Annotated in this window: 20 protein-coding genes; 2 read left to right on the forward strand and 18 right to left on the reverse strand. The window is 56.7% G+C overall.

Going from position 1 to position 20,236, the window contains the following annotated elements:
- Positions 1-205: 205 nt before the first annotated feature.
- Together ABD890_RS05510 and ABD890_RS05515 are read left to right on the forward strand one after the other, a co-directional pair.
- Complete coding sequence (locus tag ABD890_RS05510; RefSeq protein ID WP_345086679.1) at positions 206-1,381, forward strand: sulfotransferase family protein; 1,176 nt, start codon at positions 206-208, stop codon at positions 1,379-1,381.
- 108 nt (positions 1,382-1,489) lie between these two features.
- Entirely contained in the window at positions 1,490-3,421 is a 1,932-nt protein-coding gene (locus ABD890_RS05515; protein WP_345086681.1) for a DUF4332 domain-containing protein, read from the forward strand.
- 17 nt (positions 3,422-3,438) lie between these two features.
- Here the strand turns inward: ABD890_RS05515 and flhB are convergent, their stop codons facing one another.
- The 18 genes from flhB to ABD890_RS05605 all read right to left on the reverse strand — a co-directional run bounded on the left by flhB (position 3,439) and on the right by ABD890_RS05605 (position 20,234).
- Complete coding sequence (gene flhB, locus ABD890_RS05520; RefSeq protein ID WP_345086683.1) at positions 3,439-4,548, reverse strand: flagellar biosynthesis protein FlhB; 1,110 nt, start codon at positions 4,546-4,548, stop codon at positions 3,439-3,441.
- Positions 4,549-4,551: 3 nt separating this feature from the next.
- On the reverse strand, positions 4,552-5,355 hold the full coding sequence (locus ABD890_RS05525) for a flagellar biosynthetic protein FliR (protein ID WP_345086685.1): 804 nt from the start codon (positions 5,353-5,355) through the stop codon (positions 4,552-4,554).
- A gap of 23 nt (positions 5,356-5,378) precedes the next feature.
- Positions 5,379-5,654: a flagellar biosynthesis protein FliQ gene (gene fliQ / locus ABD890_RS05530; RefSeq protein ID WP_345086687.1), complete on the reverse strand. Its 276-nt coding sequence runs from the start codon at positions 5,652-5,654 to the stop codon at positions 5,379-5,381.
- Positions 5,655-5,669: 15 nt separating this feature from the next.
- Positions 5,670-6,497, reverse strand: a complete 828-nt coding sequence (locus tag ABD890_RS05535) for a flagellar type III secretion system pore protein FliP (RefSeq protein ID WP_345090840.1) — start codon at positions 6,495-6,497, stop codon at positions 5,670-5,672.
- 95 nt (positions 6,498-6,592) lie between these two features.
- Positions 6,593-7,282 (reverse strand): FliO/MopB family protein, encoded by a 690-nt coding sequence (locus ABD890_RS05540; RefSeq protein WP_345086689.1) that lies wholly within the window; start codon positions 7,280-7,282, stop codon positions 6,593-6,595.
- Positions 7,283-7,475: 193 nt separating this feature from the next.
- Positions 7,476-8,111: a flagellar motor switch protein FliN gene (fliN, locus tag ABD890_RS05545; RefSeq protein ID WP_345086691.1), complete on the reverse strand. Its 636-nt coding sequence runs from the start codon at positions 8,109-8,111 to the stop codon at positions 7,476-7,478.
- 38 nt (positions 8,112-8,149) lie between these two features.
- A complete protein-coding gene (locus ABD890_RS05550) occupies positions 8,150-8,656 on the reverse strand; it encodes a hypothetical protein (RefSeq protein WP_345086692.1) in 507 nt (168 codons plus the stop codon).
- Positions 8,657-8,784: 128 nt separating this feature from the next.
- Positions 8,785-9,552, reverse strand: a complete 768-nt coding sequence (locus ABD890_RS05555) for an OmpA/MotB family protein (RefSeq protein ID WP_345086694.1) — start codon at positions 9,550-9,552, stop codon at positions 8,785-8,787.
- 12 nt (positions 9,553-9,564) lie between these two features.
- Positions 9,565-10,341: a motility protein A gene (locus ABD890_RS05560; protein WP_345086696.1), complete on the reverse strand. Its 777-nt coding sequence runs from the start codon at positions 10,339-10,341 to the stop codon at positions 9,565-9,567.
- 11 nt (positions 10,342-10,352) lie between these two features.
- The gene (locus tag ABD890_RS05565) at positions 10,353-10,574 is read right to left on the reverse strand and encodes a flagellar FlbD family protein (RefSeq protein WP_345086698.1); all 222 of its coding nucleotides are present in this window, start codon (positions 10,572-10,574) and stop codon (positions 10,353-10,355) included.
- A 97-nt stretch (positions 10,575-10,671) separates the two neighbouring features.
- A complete protein-coding gene (locus ABD890_RS05570) occupies positions 10,672-13,512 on the reverse strand; it encodes a flagellar hook-basal body complex protein (RefSeq protein ID WP_345086700.1) in 2,841 nt (946 codons plus the stop codon).
- Between the two features lie 58 nt (positions 13,513-13,570).
- Entirely contained in the window at positions 13,571-14,131 is a 561-nt protein-coding gene (locus ABD890_RS05575; RefSeq protein WP_345086702.1) for a flagellar hook assembly protein FlgD, read from the reverse strand.
- 71 nt (positions 14,132-14,202) lie between these two features.
- Positions 14,203-15,843, reverse strand: a complete 1,641-nt coding sequence (locus ABD890_RS05580; RefSeq protein ID WP_345086704.1) for a flagellar hook-length control protein FliK — start codon at positions 15,841-15,843, stop codon at positions 14,203-14,205.
- A gap of 11 nt (positions 15,844-15,854) precedes the next feature.
- On the reverse strand, positions 15,855-16,553 hold the full coding sequence (locus tag ABD890_RS05585; RefSeq protein WP_345086706.1) for a hypothetical protein: 699 nt from the start codon (positions 16,551-16,553) through the stop codon (positions 15,855-15,857).
- A 2-nt stretch (positions 16,554-16,555) separates the two neighbouring features.
- On the reverse strand, positions 16,556-17,005 hold the full coding sequence (locus tag ABD890_RS05590) for a flagellar FliJ family protein (RefSeq protein WP_345086707.1): 450 nt from the start codon (positions 17,003-17,005) through the stop codon (positions 16,556-16,558).
- A gap of 14 nt (positions 17,006-17,019) precedes the next feature.
- Complete coding sequence (locus ABD890_RS05595) at positions 17,020-18,369, reverse strand: FliI/YscN family ATPase (RefSeq protein ID WP_345086708.1); 1,350 nt, start codon at positions 18,367-18,369, stop codon at positions 17,020-17,022.
- The gene (locus ABD890_RS05600) at positions 18,366-19,034 is read right to left on the reverse strand and encodes a FliH/SctL family protein (protein ID WP_345086709.1); all 669 of its coding nucleotides are present in this window, start codon (positions 19,032-19,034) and stop codon (positions 18,366-18,368) included. The genes ABD890_RS05595 and ABD890_RS05600 overlap by 4 nt, the downstream gene beginning before the upstream one ends.
- A gap of 12 nt (positions 19,035-19,046) precedes the next feature.
- On the reverse strand, positions 19,047-20,234 hold the full coding sequence (locus ABD890_RS05605) for a FliG C-terminal domain-containing protein (protein ID WP_345086710.1): 1,188 nt from the start codon (positions 20,232-20,234) through the stop codon (positions 19,047-19,049).
- Positions 20,235-20,236: the final 2 nt, after the last annotated feature.

Consider the following 20,236-nt stretch of genomic DNA (forward strand, 5'->3'; position numbering starts at 1 on the left):
GTTAGCCCGTGGATGCTGCCCCGTCGACGAAGATCGCCCGGGCAAGCCGGCTACTGGCAGCGGCATTCACCGTGATTTCCGGGCGCAATCGTGATGCTCGCCAGCACTCCCCATGAGGGGAGCTTCGCTAGTCGATCCGGCGATTTTGACGTAAACTTCGGTTCCTAAAGACTTAATTCACGCCGCCATCAGGATAACGAGCGACTTGAACGCTACATCTTCCGCTGCCGATTCCAAGGGCCGATCCGACGCTACCGCCGGTGGCAAGAAGCCCAAAGCCAATAGCTATCCCTGGTACAGTCCACGGGTTTGGCATGGTATGCGGTTTGGTACCTGGTCGAAGCTGGTACTCCAGAATCAATGCAAGATCCATCCGTTCAAGCTTGGCCTGGCAGCCACAGCGACGCTGTTTTCGATCAATAACAGCCTCAGCTATCAGCTTCAGAACCTGATCTTCGGCAAGAAGATCCGCGAGGCGAAGATTGAAGCCCCGATCTTTATCCTGGGACATTGGCGAAGCGGCACCACGCTGCTGCACGAATTGATGTCTTCCGACGATCGCTACGCGACCCCGAGCACCATCCAGTGCTTCGCTCCTTGCTTGTTCCTGAATTACGGGCCGATCATTCAGAAGTACTTCAGCTTCTTCATGCCCCGTAATCGCCCGATGGACAACATGACCATGGGGTGGGACAAACCGCAGGAAGATGAATTCGCCGTGCTGAACCTGGGTAAGATGTCGCCTTACATTCGCATGGCCTTCCCCAACAACGCGAAGCCTGACCCGGACTTCCTCGATCTGGCCGCAGTGCCAGAGAAGGACCGCGAAGAATGGCTCGACACGCTCGACTTGTTCATGCGGATGGTGATCGTTCAGGAAAAGAAGCCTTTGATCCTGAAGTCTCCTACCCATACCGGCCGTATTGGCGAGCTTGCCCAGCGTTACCCAGACGCCAAGTTTATCCATATTGCCCGCGATCCGTACGACGTCTTCGCGTCGACGGTCCGTTTGTGGAACACGATGGACGAAGTTCAATCGTTCCAGTTCTCCAAAGATGACTACCGCGAGTATGTCTTCGATTGCTTCGAGCGGATGTATGCCGCCTACGATCGGGGCCTGGCAACCGTCCCGCAGGATCGTGTCTGCCAGATTCGTTACGAAGATCTGGTCGCCGACCCGATGGCCGTGATCGGCAAGATCTATGGCGAACTAGGGCTCGATGGCCTCGACAAGGTCGAACCAGGCGTCCGGGCCTACGCCGAGCGTACCAAAGACTTCCGCCGCAACCGTCACACCATGGACGATGCGACCCGCCAAGAGATCCAGCGACGATGGCGAGGTTACTTCGAAGCGAACGGATATCCGCTCGACGACGCGTAGCGGAAAATCCGACTTGGGGGAAACAGCCTATTTTCGCTAGAATAGCAAGTCACCGATCGATTACGTTTACCCCGCAAACGCCGAGTTGGGACGGGAAAGGACGCCCGGATGCATTTGCTGTTCGATATTCTGTACGCCGCCCATGCCAATGGGACGCACCACAAGCTGGCCATGGATGCTTTGAACCATCTGACCAGCGATCAGGCCGATCGGCGCCGCAATATCTTCTTGAAGCACCACGAGGCTTACCTTCGCGGATCGAAAGATCCGGATAAGAAGTTCAAAGACTTCCGCAATCACGTTTTGCACGTCTCGCAAAACTATTGGGGTGGCGCAGAGAAAGCCGCCCGCAAATGGTACGACACGTTGGTCGAATCGATTCGCAGTGGTAACTGGTGCGAAGTCGCTTATAACGCTGGCGTGCTTTCTCATTATTACTCGGACCCGATCATGCCGTTTCATACCGCGCAGTCGGAAGCGGAGAACAACATTCACCGGGCTGCCGAATGGAGCATTAGTTGCTCTTACGATCGGCTTCGAGCCACGGCCGAGCTACGCGGGTTGCCGGCCGTTCGCGTTCCGAGCGGTTCCGACTGGCTCGAGACGATGGTCCGCGATGGGGCCGAGAAATCGCACAAGCACTACCAGACGCTGATCGACCACTACAACTTCAAACTTGGTCGTCGCAATCCACCGCGCGGGCTCGATGTCGTTTGTCGCGATTTGGTTGCCGAGCTTCTGGGGCATGCGATCGCTGGCATCGCCAAGATTTTGACGCGAGCCTTCGAGGAAGCCGCCACCGAACCGCCTGCCGTTTTTCTAGTCGTGGAAACGGTCTTCGCGACGCTCGAGATGCCGATCCAGTGGGTTACCAACCGCATGGAGAACTCCGAGCAAGCCGAAGAAGTCAAACGGATGTTCCGCGAGTACCAGAAGTGCGGCAAAGTCGAAAAGTATCTGCCAGAAGATGTCCGAACCGTTCGAGACGAACTGTTTGAAGACATGAATCCCGATAAGGTCGCCGAGCAAGCAGGCACACCGCTATACGAAGTGCCGCAGCTCCCGGAAGTCAGCCTTTCGAGCTTGCGACTGGCTGGGACGCCGAAGGCCGCATCGATTAAACCTGCGGTTCCCAAGCCAAAGCCCAAACCAAAGGTCGAAGAAGAACCTGCCCCGCCACGCATTTCGATTCCTTTGCCCTCGGTGGAAGAAGAACCGCCTAAGGTCGAGCCGAAATCGGTCGCTGCCGAGAAGAAGCCAGCCGCTGAAAAGCCTCGCCACGCGCCGCCTCACGAAGAGACCGCAGAGCGAAAAGATGAGTTTCACCCAACGAAGGGCGTAACTATTCGCCCGAAGCTAAAGAGCGACGAACCGGACGAAGAAGAGTTGCCGGTCCACTCCGATCCTCGGCCCGCCAAACGCAACCGAATCAATCTCCGCGTGTCGGAACCCGAGCTCGACGAAGACGAATCGGCGGAAGCTCCTCAGCCGGAACCATCGCGGCCAATTCCGAAACCTGCCGCCAAGCCAACGCCCCAAGCATCGGAGACAGTTCGAGCTGATCGAGCGGTTCAAGAGAAGAAGCCGGTCGAAGATTCGACGCTGAAGTTTTACCTCAACTGGGAAGACGACGTCGTCGATGCCCCTTCCATCGGCAACAAGACCGCCAAGCGTTTGACTGCGGTTGGCATCCGCACGGTGGCTCAACTGATTGCCGCCGACCCTAAAGCGGTCGCTCCCAAGCTGAAGGCCAAACACATCACGCCGAAGTTGTTCGCCCAGTGGCAAGCCCAAGCCGAGCTGGCCTATCGCATCCCGATGCTTCGCGGACACGACGCTCAACTTCTGACTGCGTGCGGTTACGAAACGCCGGAAGATGTCGCCAGGGCTTCGGCGAAACAGTTGCTGAACGAAGTCACGCAGTTCGCCGAAACGAACGAAGGACAGCGGATCATCCGCAGTAGCGATCCGCCTGACCTGGCCGAGGTTACGAATTGGATTGCGTGGGCGAAGAAAGCTCGTCGCTCGCAAGCAGCGTAAAGAAGCAGGCTGTTCGCTTACGCTGCCCTGCCCCGATCTCGGTCGGCTTGTTCCAGATCGGCCATCGTCGGCAGTTGCTTGCCTTGCAGTTCATAGACATAACGCAACACTTCCGCGACGGCCGCGTAGCGATCGGCCGGCACCGGATGCCCAATCTCGGCTTCTTGATAAAGTGCTCGGGCAAGTTCTTTGCGTTCCACGACCGGAATGTTGTTTTCGAGAGCAAGACGTCGGATTCGCTGAGCGACACTCCCTGCCCCTTTGGCCACGACCACGGGCGCCGACATTTCATAAGGGTCGTACTTCAGTGCGATCGCCAACTCCGTGGGATTGGTCACCACGACATCCGCTTTCGGGATATCGCTTGCCATGCGGCTCATGGCCAACTGACGGGCTACCTGGCGACGGCGAGCGACCACTTGTGGATCCCCCTGCATCGATTTGATTTCTTCGCGAATCTCTTCCTTGGTCATCATCAAGTCTTGTTCTTGCTTCCAGACCTGGTAGCCGTAGTCGAGAATCGCCAGAATCACTAGCGCAATCGCAATCTTCATCGAGGTCCATAGCGCAGTATCCAGCAGGTAGCTGGCCACCTCAATCGTGCTCATCGCCGACAGACCAAGGATCGTTTCCATCTCGAAGTACAGCGTCACGCAGGCCACTACCGAAACAATGATCACCTTGCCGATGCCGAAGAGCAGCTTCATCAGGTTCGTTAGCGAGAACATTCGCTGGACACCGGACGCCGGATTGATGCGGCTCCAGTCGAAGCCGAGTTTATTTGGCAGAAACAACACGCCTGATTGCATCATGTTGATCGCGATGGCCGCGATGAACAAAATGACCAGCATCGGCACCATAACCATCGACATCCGCCAGATTGCGGTCGCCATGTGGTTGGTCGCCCACAACTCGGAAGGATTCAAGGGTGGGACGGTTCCCAGTTCGTCGCGGGTAAACTGCCCCAGGAAGTCGACGATATCGCGTCCGAGATACATGAGCGATCCCAGGGCAACCGCCAGCATTACCGCCGAGATCAGATCCTGACTCTTCGGTATTTGCCCCTTCTCGCGCGCTTGATCGCGCCGGTGCTGGGTTGCTTCTTCTGTTTTTTCCTGGTCCGACATGGCCTAGTTTTTCGCTGCCTCGACGGACCTATGAAACATCGATCGAATATTATCGACCGTCGGCTCGACTGAACCCTGGAAGACCCACACGACGCTACCAATAGTCAGCATGACGAATGCCATTAGCAGCATAGTGTTCATGCTGAAACCAACCGCCATCAGATTCAATTGCGGAAGTGTTCGACTGATCACGCCCATCACCAACACACCGACCAGCAGCGCGACAGTTCCCGGGGCCGCAGCTTGAACGCCCAGCATTAGTGAGTTCGCCAATGTTTCGCGGATGACATGCACCAGCTGTACATCAACGGCGGCAATCCCTGGGGGAATTTCGGTGAAGGTGCCCAGCAGCGCGGACATCAAAAAGCGATGTCCACCGATCACCAGGAACACGGCCAAAACGACCAGGTCGAAAATAATCGCCAGCATCGGCACGTTGTCGTCGAACGCTGGATTGAAGACATCGGCAATCGATAAACCACCGATCTGTCCCAACAATTGGCCGGTCATCTGCACGCCGGCAAACAGAATTTTGATTCCCAGTCCGAGCGACAAACCGATCAACAGTTCGCCGACCATAATTAGAAGCAGGTTCGCCGCGTTGCCTGGCTCGGGGAAGTCATAGTCCCAGAAGACTGGCGTCAGCATCAGCGAGATGGCGACCGCCAGGAACGATTTGATTTGGATCGGAGCATAGCTCGCTCCCAGCACCGGCGCCGTTGCCACCAGGCCACCAACTCGCGTCACGATTGCCGCGAAGATCAGCAGTTGTTCCAGGCTCGGTTCCAGATACCGGAGCAATTCCATGTCACGCCCCCTTCAGCCTGCGACTAACCACCCGCGATTCGATCGGGGATGTGACTGAACAATTCAATGCTGTAGCTCGCCAACTTCTGAAAGAGCCAGGGCAAGGTGAATGCCAGGGTGACCGCCATCGCCAGGATCTTCGGGACGAACGAAACCGTTTGGTCCTGGACCTGGGTCAAGGCCTGCAGAAAGCCGATCAGCAGACCAACCACCATGCCGACAATCAGCACCGGGGCACCAATGATCAGGCACATGGTCATTGCCTGACGGGTAAGATCGATTGTCGTTTGCGCATCCATGCGGCGAGGCTTTCGTTAAAGGGTGGGGGCAAAGCTTTGCATTAACATGCCGACAATCAGCGTCCAGCCATCGACCAGCACGAACAGCAAGATTTTGAACGGCAACGAGATCATCACCGGCGGCAACATCATCATCCCCATCGAGATCGTCACGCTGGCGATCACAATGTCGAGAATCAAAAATGGCAGGTAGATCTGAAAGCCAATCAGGAAGGCAGTCTTCAATTCACTCAGCATGAAGGCAGGCACAAGCGCCTGCAGCGGAACGTCGTCGTACGACTTTGGTTCGCCGATTTCTTCGCGAGTTTTCTTCGGCAGGAACTCGAAGAACATCCAGACATCGTCGCTGTTACCGGCGATATCGATCTGCTTCGACATGAAGCGGCGAATCGGCAGGACACCCCGTTCCCAAGCTTCGTCAGGCCCTGGGGCACCGGTCACCGGGTCGTCCTCCGCGAACAGTTTGAATGGCTGTCCGGTGGCAGGATTAATTTCCTGACGCGTGTAAGGACCGATCGCTTCGTGGTAAACCTCTTGCCAGTACGGATGCATGACCATGAACGTCATGAACATTGCCAGCGCCGTAATCACCTGGCTTGGCGGCAACTGCTGCGTGCCGATTGCTTGTCGCAAAAGCCCCAGCACGATCGTGATGCGAATGAAGCTGGTCGTCATGATCAGCAGCGCCGGAGCGATACTGATCACGGTCAACAGCACCATGATTTGAATCGTGCTGGAAAGTCCTTCAGGACTGGTCCAATGCTCTGGTCCCGCTTTGACGAAGTCGCTCAGGTCTTCGACTTCTTTCTGCACCGGACGATCGAGCGGCGACTCGATCAGCATGTCGGGGATCGACGTGCCATTCTGAGCCAGCGCGATCGAGTCGAGCGAAAGTGTTCCCAGCAGAGCAATGGCGATCAGCAGCAAGGTTCGCATCGTTAAGCCTCCAGGAATCCGCGAGTTGGCTTGTGTCCCATCTGCGTCAACACTTCCTGAAAGGTCGCCGTCATGCTGCCCGGCGAGTCTTGACGAATGATCGTCAACAGGCGTTCGACTTCGGTTGGGTCGGTGATCTCGGTCAGCGTTTCGACACTGCTGGAAGTGACACACAGCAGCAGCAGTTTCTGACCCACGCGAACGAGTTCAAGCTGCTGCTTGCCGCTGAGCTGGCTCTTACCGAGGACTTGCAGAATCTCTTTGGAAAGCCGGGTTGAGCCGGGCTTCATGTTCTTCTTACCAACCCAGGCAAACACCAGAAACAAGCCAACCACCACGAACAAACTGGCCGCGATGCTGGCGGTTTGATTGCCTTTGAAATTGAATGATGGCAACGACATCGATTCCGCAGGTGTGTCGTTTCGCTTTGGCAATGGCAACGGCTCGCCGGGCTGAGGGAGTTCTGCCGCCACTGGTTGAGCATTGCCGGCCTGCTCGGGAGGAAGCTGCTCGACATGCAGGGCCTGAGCCAAAGGAGGAAACTCGGCCGGCATCTGTTGCTGCTGCTCGCGAATCTGAAGAGGTCGATTCGGCGGTACCTGCGAGCCGGCATAGTCGTTCCCCACGACCATGTTCGACCAGGTCAACGACACCAACAAAGCCAGACACCCGCCCAGGATTCCGTTCCGCATGAAAATCTTCCCGATATTCCTCAAGTCGCCGCAGCGATCAGGCCGAAAAAGATAGTGGGGAGTTAGCTTCCTGCCGCCTCCCATCACCCGCTCGAAAACGAGGGGTGTGGCATCTTAGGAACTGGGGCGACTTGGCTCAAGACGAATCCGAGAGACTGGCTGGCCGATCCTGCTAGCAAATTGCGGTCGTCACTTAGACCACCGCGTCTCCGACAATCAGTTCGGTAATACGAACACAGAAGTTGTCGTTGAGAATCAACACTTCGCCACGGGCAATCAGACGCCCATTCACGAAGACATCGACCGGGTCGCCTGCCAGCTTATCGAGCGGCACGACCGAGCCCTTTTTCATCTGCAGCACTTCCTGCAGGTGCATTTCAGCCTGGCCCAGTTCGATCTTCACTTCCAGTTCGACGTCGCGAACCAGATCGAGGGTGGCCTTATCGGTGCTCGCAGGAGAGCCGCCAAAGTCTCGTAATGTAAACGGAGCGATTCCGGCTGGCAGGTTTTCGTTGGGAGAGCTGAGAGAAGCCAGGGCAGCTTCGGCCTGGTTCAGCAGGTATTCCATATCGGAAGGACCATCGCCACTAGCCGCGGAAGCTGCCGGTGCAGCCGGACGCGCGGCGGCAGGCGCCGCCTGGGGCGATGCTGCTGGCTTCGGAGGTCCGGAAGATCCTGGCTGCTGGAACAAGGCTTCGATCTCGCTTTGATCAAGAGATTCGAGCTCTTCCTTGGGCTGGGGCGGAGGAGCACTGGCACTCGATTCAGCCCCTTGGGCCTGACGAAGCAGTTCTTCAATCTCGTCCTGTCCCATTTGATCGTCAGTCATCGGATTCCATTCCAGATGATAATGTCGCGGTCGGCGTCTTATTGCTCGACGAAAGAAAACTCACTGAAAACAATGGAATGAACCATTGGTTTTCCGAGGATGTTGTTGGTTTTCTCTAAAATCTTACGCTTGAGCAACCCCAAACTTGGATCGGTCAATTCGCCTTCGTCGCTACTGCGGACGGTGACGATCACCTGTTCGCGGAAGCGGTTCTTGTTCTTTTCCATCGCAGCCTCGAAGTCGGACTGGTCGCTGGCACGGATGGTAGCATACAGATGGAAGTCGATTCGCATGGTCGACTCGCTCAACGGACGATAGGCCGTAATGCCAAACGGATCGCCCAGATCGATCTCGACGGTCTCTTCATTCGGAGCCAATGGCTTCGGTTCGTCGACGTTCTCTTCCCCTTCCGCCTCGGCTACCTGGGCTTGCATTTCTGCGGCCCGAATCACGTCCTGCGGACTAGGGATTACGATGTACGCGACGGCACATTCAAGGATCACCAGAACCAGGATGCCCCCCAGAATTTGCAATTTCGCTTTCATGGGTGGGCCCTTTTTTGCATCCTGAGGTACCGGACTTGTCGCTGAATCGGACATGATTTCCGCTTATTGGAAGGTCACTTCTTACTACGCTTCCTAAACGTAGCATGCGAAAATGTGCGCGTCCGACGCTATTTTCCAGTTGCCTCGATTGGCGGAGCCCGGCGATTGGCCTGCTCTTGGGCGGTGCCGACCAGGTCGTCAATGACCTCGTCCAACAGGAAGACCTCGACCCGTGGATTCTGCTTGAGCAGCAGCGGATCGGTCCCGATGTGGAAGGGTTCGTTTTTGCCCGAAACCGCGACACGAATACGTCGTTCGTCGATCCCTAACGAGATCAGGAACTCCTTTACCTTCACGCAGCGTGCGTAAGCCAGGTCCCAATGCGATTTGAAGGGACTGTCTTTCGGCAATGGCTTGAGCGAGGTATGGCCGCGGATTTCGATCTTCTGCGGTTTCCCACCAAACTCGAGACCTTGGGCCTGAAGCGCTTCTTTGGCGGCGTCGGTCAGCTTGTCGCTGTCTTCATCGAAGTAGACAACCGTTCCAATCGCGGTTTTCGATCCGGGCCGGATAATCCGAACCTGCGGACTATCCCCAACTGGAGCTTTCACTTTGTCGCCACCAGCGTGCGTTGAGAATCGCTTGGCACGTCCCATGGTGGCCAGCTTGGCAAGATTCGAGTTACGTGGCTTCGCGTTGCCGGCGATCACGCTTTCCATCGAACTATCATGCCCGAACTGACGTCGAAACGATTCGACGAGGGCCTGGTATTGTTCGTCCTTTTTAATCTCGCTCATCGAGACGAGCATGATAAAGAAGGTCAGCAGCAGCGACATCATATCGCCGAAGGTCACGACCCACTCGGGAATCCCTGCGTCTCCTTCGTCATCATCCACGGCACAGCCCCTTTATTTATCGGCGTCCATCTTGGCGCGAACTGACGGCGGCAGGAACGTGCGTAGCTTCTGTTCGATCACGCGTGGGTTCTCGCCCGACTGAATCGACATGATGCCTCGGATCACGATTTCCATGCCCAGCAGCTCCTGCTTGTTGAGGAAGCCAAGCTTTTCCGAGAATGGCAGAAAGAGCACGTTCGACACGACCGCTCCATATAGCGTCGTGAGCAACGCCACGGCCATACCGGAACCAATCGAGCTCGGATCGCTCATATTACCGAGCATAATGATCAGACCAAGCAGCGTTCCGATCATCCCGTACGCTGGAGCGAAACGTCCCATCTGGTCCGAGACAGCCTTGGCATCACGGTGACGGGTCGACACGGCGTCCATTTCGGTTCGCATGATATCTTCAATAGCATCCGGCCGCGTACCGTCGACTGCCATTTGAATTCCGGTGATGATAAACGGGTTATCAATCTCGCCAATGCGATTTTCCAGGGCCAGAAGACCATCACGACGGGCAGTTTCTGCCAGGCTGACGATCTGCTTGATCAATGCGCCGTAGTCGACCGCTTTGTTCAGAAAGACCACCTTGATGGTCATCGGCATCGCAAGCATCGACTTCAGCGGAAAGGCGATCAGACACGCCGCAAGTGCCCCGCCGCACACCACCAAAAGCGATGGCACGTCGATGAACGCCATGAGCGAAGAACCTGGTGCAATCAAGATCGCGACCAAGATCAGCCCAAAGGCAGCCAGCAGTCCGACGACGGATGCGATATCCATAACGTTTTGTTCTAAGTTTCCCCGGAATTGGGCCTGGTTATACCAGGAGGCAACAGATTTTTGCGTTGGTGGTACTCAATTACACGATCCACCACAACGTCAGTTCCCTCGCGGACAACAATTCGGTCCCCGTTCACCAGGGTGATGAACGTGTCGGGGCTGGCCTCGATGTAGCGGATCAGCTCCGCATTCAAGACGAAAGGTTCGCCCGCAAGGTGGGTCAACTTGATCATCGCAAACCGCTCCCGTTCGAAGCACCGAACACCTAGTGCACCTCTGGTGCGCACTAGGCGTTCAAACTTAGGTCAGATTTAGTGCCGTGCTAGCGTTTTATCGACGCAGGTTCAGAAGTTCGTCAAACAACTGCTGAGCCGTGGTGATAACTCGAGAGCTACCACGATATTGCGTCGACGCCAGGATCAGATCGATCAGGTTACCGCCGATATCGGTGTTGCTCAGTTCGACCGCACCAGCGATCACATCACCCAGGCCATCCGCCCCCGGATCGCCGGTGACTGGCAAACCGGAGTTCACGCCGGTGGCAAACAGGTTTTCACCACGTTGTTCCAAACCGGCCGGGTTACCAAAGCGAGCCAACTGCAACATACCAAGGTCGCGGTCGACACCGTTCGAGAACACACCGCGGATCACACCATCTTCGCCAATGATAAAGCTGTTGAGGGTACCCGTCCCCGAACCATCCTGTCGCGAAGCGTTGAGGGTAGGTTCGTCCTGGGCCAGGCCCGACAACTGCGTGAAGTCGAGGTCGAATTCCAATGGCGACTGCGAAGGAACGTCGCGACGCTGAATGGTAACCGTGTTGTTATCGGTTCCGACGAAGTTACCATCACCGTCGAAGTAGATCAGGCCGGTACCAACCGCAATCTGGGCTTCACCAATGTCGCCGGTGTCCATGGCGGCGTCGTTGTCCGGCGAGTCGGCAAACCAGCGATACACCGTATTGGTACCATCTCGATGCTCCAGCACGGCGGTCACACGAACATTAACGGGGATACCCAGCGTGTCGTAAACCACGAAGTCGGAAACCGTGCTTTGACCGACCGCCTCTTGCACGGTACCGAAGTTGAGGTTCGGGTTCTGAAGCACGCCGCTGTTGTTGTCCAGCGTGAACGATGACAGTTTGATATCAACGCCATTGTCGACACCGTTGTTCGAGACGATTCGGATGCGACCATCCTGGATCGAAAGCCCCTGGGTCAGGGCAGTCGATTCACCAGGGATGTCGTTTTCGGAACCAGGAATCGGATTGGCGTTACCATTGACCGATGGCTGAATACCTGTCGATGCCCGAATGAATTCGAGCAGTTCCTGCACGATCGTCGTGTCGGTGATCGTGAACGTCTGATCATCCAATTTGCGTTCGCCTTTGTAGCCAGTGAAGCTCAGCTCACCCACTTCAAAGACGCTCTCAAAGTTCAAACCATCACGTTTGACGACGTCGACCAGCAAGGTATTGGAGTCGATCTTCGGGCCATCGAGGTCGATCGTCTTGTTGCCGGTGATCGACAAGTCCGAGATTTCAGAGTCGGCCTTGGTGTCGATGTAGTCTTCGCCAGGATCGAGTTCATCGACCAGGTAGAACGACGACGAGTCGGTGGAAAGGTTACGATAGATGCGAACCTTATCGTAAGCCGGAAAACCACCTTCGGCTGGCGGGGTTGGCGGAATCGGCAAGTTGGAAAGCTCGATTCGACCGTTCACCACGTTTTGTGGCCCCAGGGCCAACGATGGTCGGCTTTCTTCTTCACCCGATCGAGCGAAGGTGACCAGGTACGTGTAGTTACCATTGATGGTCTGGGCATCAAGCTGGTTGGTCGACAGCACCGTCGTACCATCGTCGATGTAACCACCGGCAGCGGTCGCCATGTCAACGGTGTCCAACTCGTAAAAGTCCGCTCCACCTGGCTGCGTGCGGTAGATACGAACCGAATCGTAGTCGGCACTGGTTGGAATATTGTCCAGCAGAATCGAGTAACCGTTGCCATCGGCCGGAGCGCCCGACACGGTCACGGTGTGCGAGTTCGACGGAGCAGTTTCGTTGCCGTCGGAATCGAGGTAAGTGTAGCGGTACTGATACACGTCGCCGCCATCGAGCATACCGTCGACACCGGTTCCACCGATCATCGAAGCGGACAACTGCGTAGCGGTCGGAGCGGCGGCCGTATCTTCAACGGCGGCGCCCATGGCGAACGAGTTCGCCAGATAGTAGGTCGCACCGCCGTCATTACTGCGGTACATGTTCAACTGCGAGAAAGAACTCGACTGCGGAGGATCGGTGAAGGTCACCGTATTGTCGTTAGCCGAGGCATTCCCATCTGCCAACGCGACGGCGTAGTCTGCCGAAGCCAACGTTTCACCCGACAGCCCGACGTTCGAGAACGTGAAGCGATAGTTGAAGTTACCATCGGGAACGTTACCACCGGCACCTTCGGTCTGCGCATCAGTCGTAGTCGCAACGCCTGGGGTCACGGCAGATGCCGAGGTGGTCGCGGCAATACTCGGCTGCGCGGAGACACCGACCGACGAGGAGGTCGTATCTGGTCGCGGCACGGCCGAATTACCGAGAATGGCACTTTCAATCACCTGAGCTTGCGTTGCCAGGTCGCCCGTTGCGGTTAACGTACCTTCGAGGTAAACGTTCTCGGTCGCCTTGGCCACACTCTTCGCACCCAGCGGAATGGTCAGAGGCACCAACTGGGTGCGTTGGATTTGGAAGCTTTCATCGATACCGAAACCAAGTACGCGTTGGCCGGTGATCGTCACCAGTTCATTCTGCGAGTTAGTCTTGAAGATACCGTTACGGGTATACAGCGTTTCGCCGTTGCCACCTTCGACAATGAAGAAACCGTCGCCCTGGATCGCCAGGTCGGAAGGGCTGTTACTGACTTCGATCGTACCCTGAGTGAAGTTCGGGGTGATTTCGGCGACCTTCGTACCCAGACCGGTCTGACGTGGGTTGGTACCACCGTTTGAAGAAGTCGGCTTCGACCCCAAGCTTTGGGTCTGCAGGAACTGCGTCGCAAACCGAGCTTCCGACGCCTTGAAGCCGACCGTTTGCGAGTTGGCCAGGTTATTGCCGGTAACGTCGATCTGCGTTTCCGCGGCGGTCATCCCTGTCAAAGCGGTCGATAGTGCCGATGCCAGACCCATGGATAAACTCCTTCAAAGATATTAAGCGTACTCCAGATCCCTGGAGCGCGTGGTTGTTTTAGGAAGTGACTTCTTCTGTTTCGTCGCTACTGGAATCGTCGCTGCTGTCGGTATCGGTTTCATCCGTTCCGGTACCGGTGCCAGTCGAATCGGTTCCGTCAACGTCGGTATCGCTGACGTTCGCCGGAAGAATCGTGAAGATGTCGTCCATGTTCACGTCGACCGTCTGGTCACCGGTGTTCACCTTTAAGGTCAACTGCCGGGTTCCATCATCATTCGGAGCCAGTTGCACGCTTTGTACCACGCCAAACAAAACGTACCCGTCATCGGTCAGGGCTTGGACCTGTTTGCCAATCAGCCCACTAGCCGTCGAGATACCCTGGCTCTGCTGCATCGACTCCAACGACTCGCGAAGTTGATCGGTCGCTCCGATCTCACGAATCTGACTGATTTGCTGCAGCATCTCCGAGTTCTCCATCGGATCGAGCGGATCCTGATTTTGAAGTTCGGTGACCATCAGTTGCAGAAAGTGGTCCATCGACAGCTCACGAAGATCTGTCGGTTGCTTCGCACTGCTGCTCGTAGTATTGGTCGACGTACTGGAATCGACTCTTGACATGATTCACTCACTTCATCGTGAAATGCGGACAATTTGCGATGCGTTTACGTATGTCTTTCTGCCAACGCACATCAAATGGTGATGTTCAAATTTCGACTATCGCGCTCGGCTTCTTTGTTAACCGTTTCGGTCGCTGTCGGAGTCGCTTCTTCGCTATCCGATTGGTTCAGCGACGAACCTGTTTTTGTGCGCTGATTTCCTTGTTCTGACGATTGATCGGCCATGTTTGAGGCGGCTCCATCTTGTGGCGTTTGCTGCCCCATCAGCTCTACCTCGAACTGCTGAACGTTGATGTTCGACTCGGCCAATCGCTCGCGAAGCTGCGGCAGATTGTCGAGTAACACCTGACGCGTCGATGCGTTCTCGGCTTCGATCTTGGCGATCATGTTGCCATCTTCGACCTTGATCTCGACCTTGAGTTGCCCTAGCTCCGAAGGATTCAATCGAATCTTGATCGACTGACCAGGTGGCGTCGATTCGACGGCCCTGGCAACGCGGTTTATCAATCGAATTTGCTGACGTGAATCGAGCTGCGTCAATGGCTTTCCTTCGGTGGTCTTTTGCAGCGTTCCCCGCTGCATCCCGCGTTGCAGCAGCGAGGTTATATTGTTCACGCTGCTAGTAGTATTGGACGTGCTGCCGCCTGGCGTTGTTGTCGTTCCCGCCGCGGCGGAAGCTGCCGCTGCTGCGGCAACCGCTTCGCTTGCTTCGCTGCTGGCGGTTACCGTCGAAGTGGTCTCGGCGGCGACATCTGCGGGTGCCTTCGCTACGTCAACTTTCGCATCCGGCTTGTCGGTTCGGCGTTGTACCGAACGAGACTCGTTGTCTCGGGACGAATCGTGCCCGCTCGCTTCTTCACCCGAAGTGGTTTCGATCTCAGGCGTGCTGGCGTCATCGGTTTGTTCGGCGGTCAGCTCATCGCCGTTCGTTCCATCCGCGCTGGCAACGGTCTCGTGATCAGCCTGTGATTCGTCGGTCGCGTCGACTTCAGGAGTGATCTGCTCAGCTTGCTCGCCTGCTTCAGTCTCTTCCTTGCCATCACCCTTCTGAGCGACAACATCGGCATCGGTTCCCAGGCCCTCCTGGTCCGCGTCCGTCGCTGCCTCCGCAATCGCACTAGTATCGAGCGGTTGATCGGTTTCGATGTTGCCGGCGTTGGCCTGTGATGTCTTCTGCTGGTTCACTTCGACGGCCCCGCCCTGCTCTGCGGCGGTATCCGCTTCGTCTCCCTCAGCAGCGGCCAAGGTATCCGGCGCGGCGAGAATCTGTTCTTGTTGACCGGCAGCAGCCGCCGTTTCAAGCGCGGCTTGATCCGGGTTGTCGGTTTCTTCTTCGGTGGAACCCTTCTCCGAGAATTCCGCTACGGCAGCAACCTTGTCCGCATCGATCGAGTCATCCGCTGGCTGACTGCTGTCGGATACATCGTTCCGGGCTGCTTCAACCGGAACGGCACTCGCTGCTTCTTCGTAGTGATCGTCGTGCAGGCTGGGATCGTCGGTAACCGCCGTGTAGGGTTCGTCGGCGACACCGGCTGAACCGTTGGGAGCCACGGCCGGGTCGAAGATGTTATTGCCCTTCCCCGACAGCGACTGCGAGGTCTTCATGATTAAGTCGAAGAAGGCCATCGGATCGGCAGCCGAAGCTTGCTGATTGCGCGAATTCCCCGCCCAGTTGGAGGTGGAATTGATCGAACTCGATGATGAGGTTTCCATCTGTTTCCTCGTTATTTGGACGGCGGCGCGAACTGCTGAAGCTGATCGCGAGCGTCTCCCAAAATGTCCGTATCCGGCATGCCCCGGCGAATCTCGTCGAGAATATCGGCCAGCTTCTGCTGCTCTTCCTCGCTGCGGAACTCGCCCATAATCTTCTTACGCTTGTCGGTCGACATCGCTTTGACGATCTTCACCACGTCGGTCATCGCCTTGTCGTCCCGCTCGAGCATCATCAGGATTTGTTCTTTCGCCTGGCGAGGATCCAGTGCTTCTAGCGTCCGCTGCACTTCCACGATTGCTTCATCCAGCACACCATCTTCCAGGGCTTTCAGACGCTGATCGAAACCTTGCTTTAACTGGTCGTAACGCCGACGTTCTTCCATCAGGCTCGATTGCATGTTCCGCAGGTTCTCGATCCCGGTATCCAGTGCTTGCAGGCGAAAGTCGAGTGCCAGATGTCGCTGGGCTCGCTCGTCGATAATCTGCTGCATGTCCGGCTCTTCGTTATCTTCTTCCGGCTCGTCCTCTTTCTGGATTTCTTCCCGGATCGCATCTTCGTCGATGCCATAGACGAGCGCCATCAGCGAGTAGAAACGCTCTTTGGTGAACGTCCCGGAGTTGGCGAACATCGCCACGCAGATCACCTGCGCCAGGACGGTCGCTACGCAGAGGTAGGCAATAAATGCTCCTGCCATACGTACCAAAGCCACGTCTAGTCTCCTTTACGCCGAAAACCGCCCAAGGCGATTTCGTCCATTTGTTTTGCTTCCAGAGCGAGCTCCCACTGTTGGTGCTGCTGGTGCTTCTGTTCCTTCAATCGTTCCAAGGTGCGGACTTCGTGGTCGGCATCGATCAGTGCCTGACGACGTTGTTGAATATGCGGCTGCAACTGCTGCATCAAATTCAACTTCTCTTGCCGCAGGGCTTTCAAAAATACGAACTCGTTCTGCGATGCCGCGATCAGGTCGACGTTCAAGGTTCCCTTTTGTGAAACCGATCGAACGTATGTGTTGTGCTCTTCCATCTCGCGTTCGATGTCGACCTGATGCTGTTTCAGTTGATCTTCCGCTCGCAGCACCTCGGCCAGGTCGGCACGACATTGATCGCGCGCAGCCATCTTCAGCCGAAGGTAGGTCTCGAGTCGGAAGCGAAACTTGGCCATTCAGGTTCTCTGAGCTACTTGGAGTTAACTCGGGCGCCGCCCAGGTTGGGCTGCGGTGCGCTGCATTTACGAACCAGGGCCAACAACTGCTGCTGGGCTGATTCGACACTGGCTTGTTCGTCCACGCGTTGTCGCAGGAAACGATCGATCTCGTCTTTCAATCGAATTGCCATATCGATCCGAGGATTCGCTCCCTGGCGATAGGCGCCGATGTTGATCAGGTCTTCATTTTCGGCATAAGTCGCCATCAAATCGCGAATCACCAGCGCCCCGGTGCGAACTTCGTCGCTTACCAGGTCGTTCATCAAACGGCTGATGCTCTGCATGATGTCGATCGCCGGGTAATGCCCTTTGCCGGCCAACTTTCGCGAAAGCACAATGTGCCCATCCAGAAGGCCTCGCACCGTATCGGCGACCGGTTCGTTGGTGTCGTCCCCTTCGACCAGCACGGTATAAAAGGCAGTGATACTCCCCTGAGCCGTGCGTCCGGTTCGTTCGACCAGACGCGGCAGCAAGGCGAACATCGACGGTGGATAGCCCTTCGTGGTTGGTGGCTCGCCAGCGGCTAAACCGATCTCTCGTTGAGCCATCGCGAAGCGGGTCACACTGTCCATTAGGAACAGCACATTCTTGCCACACGAGCGGAAGTATTCGGCAATGGTCGTCGCCGTTAAAGCGGCCTGCATACGCTGGATGGCAGGCTGATCGCTGGTCGCCACAACGACCACGCTACGAGCCATCCCTTCAGGACCGAGATCGCGTTCGATAAAGTCGTTCACTTCACGACCACGTTCACCGATCAAAGCAATCACGTTCACATCGGCCGACGTGTAACGGGCCATCATCCCCAGCGTGACGCTCTTACCAACGCCACTTCCGGCGAAGATCCCGACGCGTTGGCCAAGACCACAGGTCAACATGCCATCGATGGCACGCACGCCCGTCGAGATCGTCTGATCAATTCGCGGACGATTGACCGCATTCGGTGGATCGCGATCGAGTCCCAACCGGTCGACGGCGATCGGCGGTGGAAGGTGATCGACGCACTTGCCGTGGGCATCGACAATTCGCCCCAGGAGTTGATCCCCCACGCCCACCGTGCGGAACGATTTTCGCAGACGCACGATGTTGCCGCGGCGAATCCCCTGCACTCCGGTCAACGGATAGACCAGGGTGTGTTCTCCCTTAAACCCGATCACTTCGGCAGGAATCGCTGGCCCGACCTGGCGTTCGATTTCGACGACCGCACCAATCGGCACCGGAAAACCGGCTACGGCGGTGGTAGTCCCGAAAGTCTCGACAACACTTCCGGTCACCGATGTCGGCATAACCTGGGCGAGGCGATTTTTCAGGGAAGCAATCACGCGGCACCTCCCAGTTCTTCGGCAATGCGACTGAGTTGCGTTTCAATGCGATTGTCGATCGAACCAAACTTGGTTTCGACGATGCAGCCACCACGGGTGATTGAGCTGTCGGCGATGATTTGTGCCGGAGCCAGCTTCTTCAGTTCATCGCACAGCATCGCTTCACCACTTTGCATGCTGCTGAGATCTTGTGGGTTGAGTCGCACATGGATCTCGCCACAGCCAGAGGCGAGTTGCAGCGATTCGCGAACGAGCGTGGCCGAGACTTGCGGATCGGCAGCAACCTCGCGGCGGATGATCTTTTCCGCGATCGCTACAGCAACCTGTAAGCCGACTTGTTCCCATTGGTTGAGCCAGGCCTGGCGGGCGGTCGTCAACTCCTGGACTAGCGTTCGCAAGGCTGGAAGCAGTGTCGCAGCTTGTTGATCGACTTCGACCTTCATCGACTGGCGAGCCTTTTCTTCGGCTGCCTGACGACCTTGTTGTTCGGCCTGGGCTCGGATCTGTTTGGCTTGTTCCTGGGCTTGCTTGACCAGCTCGGCCGCTTTCAGCTTGACGCTGTTCAGGTCGTTTTGAGCCTTGTTGGTGACATCGTCGAGATTGAACGCGACGGTCGCCATCAGGTTGGGTTCGTTTTGCAGGTTGCCAGATTTGATCACTGCCATGGGTGCTTCTCCTTATGCGGCGGCCTGAAGTTGACCAGCCGCGCGGGCCAGCGTGGGCGTCAGGGTCGAATCTGCCGCGAGGCACATCTGTCGCTTGGCATGATCGATGTCCGAGAGCAACACCGGTTGCATCTCGCGAATCTTACGTTCCAGCAACTTCACATCGCCAGCACCAAGACCACGCGAGATTCGTTTCATCACCGCTGGCGAGGCACCGCAAAGCGCGAGCAAAACGACCTTCGGTCCGGTCTGATGCAGCACGCGAGCCAGCGAAGCATCGTCGAGCGTTGCGAACTTCTCGAACGGGAACTTCGGCTGCGGAAGCTCGCGAGTCGTTGCTTCAATCTTGGCGACGGGGGCCTTCTTCGGTTCCGGCGTCTTCGGCTCGGGCTTCCTCACTTCGATCGGTGCCGTGGCGGCAAATGGCTGTGTCTTCGGTTCAACTTTGGGCTGCGGCATTGGCACGACGGCGGGCGTTGGCGGGGCAATAGCAGAGGCTGCGTTGGCAGTCTGCTGGAAAGTTTCCAGGTCGCCAGGAATCTGCGAGCCGCGACTTCTTAGTTCGGCGAGAAGCTGCTCGGCCTGGTCGTTGGAAGATGCCTTCAAAATTGCCTGGGCGGCGGCCATTCCAAGTCGACGACGTTCAAATGCGAGGGTTTGACGCGAAACAATCTGCTTGATGCGGGCTTCGATATCGGCCACGATCTCTTGCGAGGGCTCGTCGAGCATGGTGATGCGGTGGACCACTTCGGCCTGGAGGCGAGCTGGCAGTTGTCGCAAGATTTCCGAGGCTCGCTCTGGCTGGAGGTAGCTCATCACCATGGCGGTCACTTGCGGATGTTCTTGCTCGAAGAACGGGGCCAGCATTTCGCTGGGGGCATCGTTCAAGAAGGCGAACGGCGGAGGCGTTGGCACCGACGAAGGCTGTGGTGCGGCGACCGGTGCTTCAGGCTGCTGGTAAGTGAATTCCATCTCCACGCCAGGATCGTCTATGGCAACCTGTCGACCGGAGTTCCGCAGAAACTCGTCAAGGACGTTTTGGCGTTCTTCGTCCGAAACGTTTTCGAGTTCGATCGACATCCAGCGAATTTGCGAGGCCACCTCTTCCGGCATACTGTCAAGCAGCTTGTCGGCCGAGACTTCATCGAGACTGGCGATCACGATGGCGGCTTTGCGGATGGTTTCAGGCGATGTGTTCATGG

The sequence above is a fragment of the Bremerella cremea genome (assembly GCF_039541315.1).
Taxonomy (GTDB): domain Bacteria; phylum Planctomycetota; class Planctomycetia; order Pirellulales; family Pirellulaceae; genus Bremerella; species Bremerella cremea.

Bases quoted from the DNA above. Each gene is read 5' to 3' on its own strand.
- ABD890_RS05550 (WP_345086692.1), bottom strand. From the start codon at position 8,656: ATGAAAGCGAAATTGCAAATTCTGGGGGGCATCCTGGTTCTGGTGATC.
- ABD890_RS05600 (WP_345086709.1), bottom strand. From the start codon at position 19,034: ATGGCAGTGATCAAATCTGGCAACCTGCAAAACGAACCCAACCTGATG.
- ABD890_RS05560 (WP_345086696.1), bottom strand. From the start codon at position 10,341: ATGGATATCGCATCCGTCGTCGGACTGCTGGCTGCCTTTGGGCTGATC.
- fliN (WP_345086691.1), bottom strand. From the start codon at position 8,111: ATGACTGACGATCAAATGGGACAGGACGAGATTGAAGAACTGCTTCGT.
- ABD890_RS05515 (WP_345086681.1), top strand. From the start codon at position 1,490: ATGCATTTGCTGTTCGATATTCTGTACGCCGCCCATGCCAATGGGACG.
- ABD890_RS05580 (WP_345086704.1), bottom strand. From the start codon at position 15,843: ATGGAAACCTCATCATCGAGTTCGATCAATTCCACCTCCAACTGGGCG.
- ABD890_RS05535 (WP_345090840.1), bottom strand. From the start codon at position 6,497: ATGCTGATCGAGTCGCCGCTCGATCGTCCGGTGCAGAAAGAAGTCGAA.
- ABD890_RS05570 (WP_345086700.1), bottom strand. From the start codon at position 13,512: ATGGGTCTGGCATCGGCACTATCGACCGCTTTGACAGGGATGACCGCC.
- ABD890_RS05575 (WP_345086702.1), bottom strand. From the start codon at position 14,131: ATGTCAAGAGTCGATTCCAGTACGTCGACCAATACTACGAGCAGCAGT.
- fliQ (WP_345086687.1), bottom strand. From the start codon at position 5,654: ATGGATGCGCAAACGACAATCGATCTTACCCGTCAGGCAATGACCATG.
- ABD890_RS05565 (WP_345086698.1), bottom strand. From the start codon at position 10,574: ATGATCAAGTTGACCCACCTTGCGGGCGAACCTTTCGTCTTGAATGCG.
- ABD890_RS05525 (WP_345086685.1), bottom strand. From the start codon at position 5,355: ATGGAATTGCTCCGGTATCTGGAACCGAGCCTGGAACAACTGCTGATC.
- ABD890_RS05605 (WP_345086710.1), bottom strand. From the start codon at position 20,234: ATGAACACATCGCCTGAAACCATCCGCAAAGCCGCCATCGTGATCGCC.
- ABD890_RS05540 (WP_345086689.1), bottom strand. From the start codon at position 7,282: ATGCGGAACGGAATCCTGGGCGGGTGTCTGGCTTTGTTGGTGTCGTTG.
- ABD890_RS05590 (WP_345086707.1), bottom strand. From the start codon at position 17,005: ATGGCCAAGTTTCGCTTCCGACTCGAGACCTACCTTCGGCTGAAGATG.
- flhB (WP_345086683.1), bottom strand. From the start codon at position 4,548: ATGTCGGACCAGGAAAAAACAGAAGAAGCAACCCAGCACCGGCGCGAT.